Here is a 5,857-nt window from a genome sequence, read left to right as displayed (position 1 = left end):
CCGGGGGCCCGGCCCGGGCCCCGCACCGCAGACGTCCGGTGGACACACCCCCACCGGCCCACCGAGAGAAGGAACCACGGACATGTCCGCTGCTTTCGAGACCCTTGCCGCCATTGAGGGCAACATCGGCACCGTCGGCTACGGCCTCGGCGTGATCGGTGCCGGTATCGGCATCGGTTACATCTTCGGTAACGGTGTCCAGGCCATCGCCCGCCAGCCCGAGGCGGCCGGTCTCATCCGTCAGAACATGCTGCTCGGCTTCGCGCTCGTCGAGGCCCTGGCCCTGATCGGCTTCGTCGTTCCGTTCATCTACTGACGGACTTTTCCGAAGCCGACATCGACGAAAGGTCCACCATGCTGATTCAGCTGGCCGCCGACGAGCCGCAGAGCCCTCTGCTGCCCGTCTGGCCCGAGATCTTCATCGGTCTGTTCGCGATCGGCGTCGTCTACTCGGCCTTCCACTTCAAGCTGCTCCCCATCATCAACCGCGCGCTGGACGAGCGGCGGGAGGCGATCGAGGGTGGGATCGAGAAGGCGGAGGCCACGCAGGCCGAGGCCCGACAGACCCTCGAGGAGTACCGCACCCAGCTGGCGGAGGCCCGTCACGAGGCCGCCCGTCTGCGCCAGGAGGCGCAGGAGCAGGGCGCGGCGCTCATCGCCGAGATGCGCGAGGAGGGTCAGCGGCAGCGCGAGGAGATCATCGCCGCCGGTCACGCCCAGATCGAGGCCGACCGCCGGCAGGCCACCGAGACCCTGCGCCAGGACATCGGTCGGCTCGCCACCGACCTGGCCGGGCGTCTGGTCGGCGAGTCCCTCGAGGACCACGCCCGCCAGAGCCGTGTCATCGACCGCTTCCTCGACGAGCTCGAGGGACGCGCCGACACCGCCGAGGCGGCCCGATGAGGGCGATCGGATCGGCCAGCCGCGAGGCGCTGGCGTCGGCCCGGGAGCGACTGAGCGTGCTGGCCGGCAGCACGTCGGTGAACACCACGGTGCTCTCCGACGAGCTGGCCTCGGTCACCGCGCTGCTGGACCGGGAGATCGGTCTGCGTCGCGCGCTCACCGACCCGTCCCAGCCCGGTGAGGCCAAGGCCGGCCTGGTCGGCCGCCTCCTCACCGGGCAGGTCGGCGGGGAGACCGTCGACCTGGTCTCCGGGATGGTCCGCTCCCGCTGGTCCGCCCCCCGCGACCTGGTCGACGCGCTGGAGGAGCTGGCGGACACCGCCGAGCTGATCTCCGCCGAGCGCGACGGCACCCTGGACGCGGTGGAGGACGAGCTGTTCCGGTTCTCCCGGATCGTCGCCTCCTCCCCGGACTTGCGCGCGGCCCTCGCCGCCGGCGAGGGATCGCAGGACCGTCGCGAGGCGCGGGCGCTGCTCATCCGTCGCCTGCTGGGCGGCCGGACCCGTCCGGCGACCGAGCGCCTGGTGCTGCGCCTGGTGCAGCACCCGCGGGGTCGTAGCCTGGAGGGGGGCCTGGAGTCCCTGTCCCGGATCGCGGCCGAGCGGCGCAACCGGTCGGTGGCGGTCGTCACCAGCGCGGTGCCCCTCACCGACACCCAGCGGCGACGCCTGGGCGAGGCCCTGGGCAGGCTCTACGGCCGCGCGATCCAGCTGAACCTCGACGTGGACCCGACGGTCCTCGGCGGGATCTCGGTGCGGGTCGGCGACGAGGTCATCCAGGGCACCATCGCGCAGCGACTGGACGAGGTCTCCCGGCGCATGGGCGACTGAGTCGCCGAGAACGCCCCGACCCCGTCCCGCCCCGGCGGCGACGCACACCAACTCAAGAAGCATATTCAGCGGCCCGAGTTGGGCCGTACGAAGAACTTACGGTCCCAACAAGGAGAGCAGGGAACCCAGATGGCGGAGCTCACGATCCGGCCGGATGAGATCCGGGACGCACTGGAGTCGTTCGTCCAGTCGTACACGCCGGACGCGGCCTCGCGGGAAGAGGTCGGGACGGTCAGCGTTGCCGGCGACGGCATCGCGAAGGTCGAGGGGCTGCCCTCGGCGATGGCGAACGAGCTGCTGACCTTCCAGGACGGCACGCTCGGCCTCGCCCTCAACCTCGAGGAGCGCGAGATCGGCGCGATCGTCCTCGGCGAGTTCAACGGCATCGAGGAGGGTCAGCCGGTGCGCCGCACCGGTGAGGTCCTCTCGGTGTCGGTCGGCGACGGCTACCTCGGCCGCGTCGTGGACCCGCTGGGCAACCCGGTCGACGGCCTCGGCGAGATCGAGACCGAGGGCCGCCGCGCCCTCGAACTGCAGGCCCCCGGCGTCATGGCCCGCAAGTCGGTCCACGAGCCGATGGAGACCGGCTACAAGGCCGTCGACACCATGACCCCGATCGGCCGCGGTCAGCGCCAGCTGATCATCGGTGACCGGCAGACCGGCAAGACCGCCCTCGCGGTCGACACGATCATCAACCAGCGCGACAACTGGCGCTCCGGTGACGTGAACAAGCAGGTGCGCTGCATCTACGTCGCCATCGGCCAGAAGGGCTCCACCATCGCCTCGGTGCGGGCCGCGCTGGAGGAGAACGGCGCGCTGGAGTACACGACGATCGTCGCCGCTCCCGCCTCCGACCCGGCCGGCTTCAAGTACCTGGCCCCCTACACCGGCTCGGCCATCGGCCAGCACTGGATGTACCAGGGCAAGCACGTCCTGATCATCTTCGACGACCTGTCCAAGCAGGCCGACGCCTACCGCGCCGTCTCCCTGCTGCTGCGCCGTCCGCCGGGCCGCGAGGCCTACCCGGGCGACGTCTTCTACCTGCACTCCCGGCTGCTGGAGCGCTGCGCCAAGCTCTCCGACGAGATGGGCTCCGGTTCCATGACCGGTCTGCCGATCGTCGAGACCAAGGCCAACGACGTCTCCGCGTTCATCCCGACCAACGTGATCTCCATCACCGACGGTCAGTGCTTCCTGGAGTCGGACCTGTTCAACTCGGGCGTCCGCCCGGCGCTGAACGTCGGTATCTCCGTCTCCCGTGTGGGTGGCTCCGCCCAGCACCCGGCGATGAAGCAGATCACCGGTTCGCTGCGCGTGGACCTCGCCCAGTACCGCGAGCTGGAGGCGTTCGCCGCCTTCGGTTCCGACCTGGACGCGGCCTCCAAGGCGGCCCTGGAGCGCGGCAAGCGGATGGTGGAACTGCTCAAGCAGGAGCAGTACAACCCCTTCCCCACCGAGAACCAGGTGGTCTCCGTCTGGGCCGGCACCAACGGTCTGATGGACGACATCCCGGTCACCGAGATCCGCCGCTTCGAGCGCGAGCTGCTGGACTGGCTCGGCCGCGAGAAGAAGGACCTGATGACCTCCATCCGTGAGGGCGGGAAGATGTCCAAGGACACCGTCGCCGCCATCGGTGTCGCGGTGAACGCGTTCAAGCAGCAGTTCGAGACCGCGGACGGCAAGCTCCTGGGCGAGGGCTGAGCATGGGAGCCCAGATCCGGGTCTACAAGCGGCGGATCAAATCCGTCACTGCGACCAAGAAGATCACCAAGGCGATGGAGATGATCGCCGCCTCGCGCATCATCAAGGCCCAGCGCAAGGTGGCGGCCTCCACTCCGTACGCCGACGAGCTGACGGCCGCCGTCACGGCGGTCGCCCAGACCTCCGAGGTGAAGCACCCGCTCACCACCGAGGTCGAGCGTCCGGTGCGCGCCGCGGTCCTGCTGGTCACCAGCGACCGCGGCCTGGCCGGCGGTTACTCCAGCAACGCCATCAAGGCCGCCGAGAGCCTCACCGCCCGGCTGGTCTCCGAGGGCAAGCAGGTCGACAGCTACATCGTCGGTCGCAAGGGCGTGTCCTACTACGCCTTCCGCGAGCGTTCGGTGCAGCAGTCGTGGACGGGCTTCACCGACAGCCCGACCTACGCCGACGCCAAGGCCGTGGCCGAGCCGCTGATCGCCTCGATCGAGAAGTCGACGGCCGAAGGCGGCGTGGACGAGCTGCACATCGTCTTCACCGAGTTCGTCTCGATGATGACGCAGACCCCGGTGGACCGGCGGATGCTGCCGTTGGCCTTCGAGCACACCGCGGAGGCTTCCGCGGAGGTGTTCGTCAGGGGCAACGAGGCGCGCCCGCTGTACGACTTCGAGCCGAGCCCCGAACAGGTGCTGGACGCGCTCCTGCCGCGCTACGTGGAGAGCCGGGTCTACAACGCCCTGCTCCAGGCGGCGGCCTCCGAGCACGCCGCCCGGCGGCGGGCCATGAAGTCGGCCACCGACAACGCGGAAGAACTCATCAAGTCGCTCACGCGGCTTGCCAACGCGGCCCGCCAGGCCGACATCACCCAGGAAATCAGCGAGATCGTCGGCGGTGCCAGCGCTCTGGCCGACGCGACCGCGGGGAGTGACAGGTAACTCATGACCACTACTGCTGAGACGACGGCGACGGGCCGCGTCGCGCGGGTCATCGGCCCGGTCGTCGACGTGGAGTTCCCCGTCGACGCGATGCCCGACATCTACAACGCCCTCAAGGTCGACGTGATGGACCCGGCGAAGCCGGGTGCCACCAAGGTCCTGACCCTCGAGGTCGCCCAGCACCTCGGTGAGGGCCTGGTCCGCTCCATCGCCATGGAGCCCACCGACGGCCTGGTCCGCCAGGCCCCGGTGACCGACACCGGCGCCGGCATCACCGTGCCGGTCGGCGACGTCACCAAGGGCCGGGTGTTCAACACCCTGGGGCACATCCTCAACGAGCCCGAGGCCGAGTCCGAGGTCACCGAGCGCTGGCCGATCCACCGCAAGGCCCCCGACTTCGACCAGCTCGAGTCCAAGACCGAGATGTTCGAGACCGGCCTGAAGGTCGTCGACCTGCTGACGCCCTACGTCAAGGGCGGCAAGATCGGCCTCTTCGGCGGCGCGGGTGTGGGCAAGACCGTCCTCATCCAGGAAATGATCATGCGTGTGGCGAAGCTGCACGAGGGTGTGTCGGTCTTCGCGGGCGTGGGCGAGCGCACCCGTGAGGGCAACGACCTGATCGAGGAGATGGCGGACTCGGGCGTGCTCCCGCAGACCGCCCTCGTCTTCGGCCAGATGGACGAGCCGCCGGGGACCCGGCTGCGCGTCGCCCTGGCCGGTCTGACCATGGCGGAGTACTTCCGCGATGTGCAGAAGCAGGACGTGCTGTTCTTCATCGACAACATCTTCCGCTTCACCCAGGCCGGCTCCGAGGTCTCCACCCTGCTGGGCCGCATGCCCTCCGCGGTGGGTTACCAGCCGAACCTGGCGGACGAGATGGGTCAGCTCCAGGAGCGGATCACCTCGACCCGCGGTCACTCGATCACCTCCATGCAGGCGATCTACGTCCCCGCGGACGACCTGACCGACCCGGCGCCGGCGACCACCTTCGCCCACCTGGACGCCACCACGGTGCTCTCGCGTCCGATCTCGGAGAAGGGCATCTACCCGGCGGTGGACCCGCTGGACTCCACCTCCCGGATCCTGGACCCGCGCTTCATCACCCAGGAGCACTACGACTGCGCGACCCGCGTCAAGGGGATCCTGCAGAAGTACAAGGACCTCCAGGACATCATCGCCATCCTCGGTATCGACGAGCTGGGCGAGGAGGACAAGCTCACCGTCCACCGCGCCCGCCGGATCGAGCGCTTCCTGTCGCAGAACACCCACGCGGCGAAGCAGTTCACCGGTATGGACGGCTCGGACGTCTCGCTCGACGAGTCGATCACCGCGTTCAACGCGATCGCCGACGGCGAGTACGACCACTTCCCCGAGCAGGCGTTCTTCATGTGCGGTGGCCTGGACGACCTCAAGGCCAAGGCCAAGGAGCTCGGCGTCTCCTGACGCCGGCCCCCGGGCGAACGGGCGGGGGCGGACCGGACGGTCCGCCCC

Annotated in this window: 6 protein-coding genes; all 6 read left to right on the top strand. The window is 69.5% G+C overall.

What is annotated here, in order from left to right:
- The first annotated feature begins 82 nt into the window (after positions 1-82).
- The 6 genes from atpE to atpD all read left to right on the top strand — a co-directional run bounded on the left by atpE (position 83) and on the right by atpD (position 5,809).
- Positions 83-316: an ATP synthase F0 subunit C gene (gene atpE / locus FNQ90_RS10315; protein WP_143620415.1), complete on the top strand. Its 234-nt coding sequence runs from the start codon at positions 83-85 to the stop codon at positions 314-316.
- A 41-nt stretch (positions 317-357) separates the two neighbouring features.
- Entirely contained in the window at positions 358-903 is a 546-nt protein-coding gene (locus FNQ90_RS10310; RefSeq protein ID WP_173019561.1) for a F0F1 ATP synthase subunit B, read from the top strand.
- Between the two features lie 5 nt (positions 904-908).
- Positions 909-1,733 (top strand): F0F1 ATP synthase subunit delta, encoded by an 825-nt coding sequence (locus FNQ90_RS10305; protein ID WP_143620417.1) that lies wholly within the window; start codon positions 909-911, stop codon positions 1,731-1,733.
- A 129-nt stretch (positions 1,734-1,862) separates the two neighbouring features.
- The gene (gene atpA, locus FNQ90_RS10300; protein ID WP_143620409.1) at positions 1,863-3,434 is read left to right on the top strand and encodes a F0F1 ATP synthase subunit alpha; all 1,572 of its coding nucleotides are present in this window, start codon (positions 1,863-1,865) and stop codon (positions 3,432-3,434) included.
- Between the two features lie 2 nt (positions 3,435-3,436).
- Entirely contained in the window at positions 3,437-4,366 is a 930-nt protein-coding gene (locus FNQ90_RS10295) for a F0F1 ATP synthase subunit gamma (protein WP_182606095.1), read from the top strand.
- A 3-nt stretch (positions 4,367-4,369) separates the two neighbouring features.
- A complete protein-coding gene (atpD, locus tag FNQ90_RS10290) occupies positions 4,370-5,809 on the top strand; it encodes a F0F1 ATP synthase subunit beta (RefSeq protein WP_143620413.1) in 1,440 nt (479 codons plus the stop codon).
- The last annotated feature ends 48 nt before the right edge of the window (positions 5,810-5,857 follow it).

The sequence above is a fragment of the Streptomyces alkaliphilus genome (genome assembly GCF_014141535.1).
Lineage (GTDB): Bacteria > Actinomycetota > Actinomycetes > Streptomycetales > Streptomycetaceae > Streptomyces > Streptomyces alkaliphilus.
The sequence above is the reverse complement of the archived record's forward strand: the minus strand, read 5'-3'. Positions and strand labels throughout refer to the sequence as shown.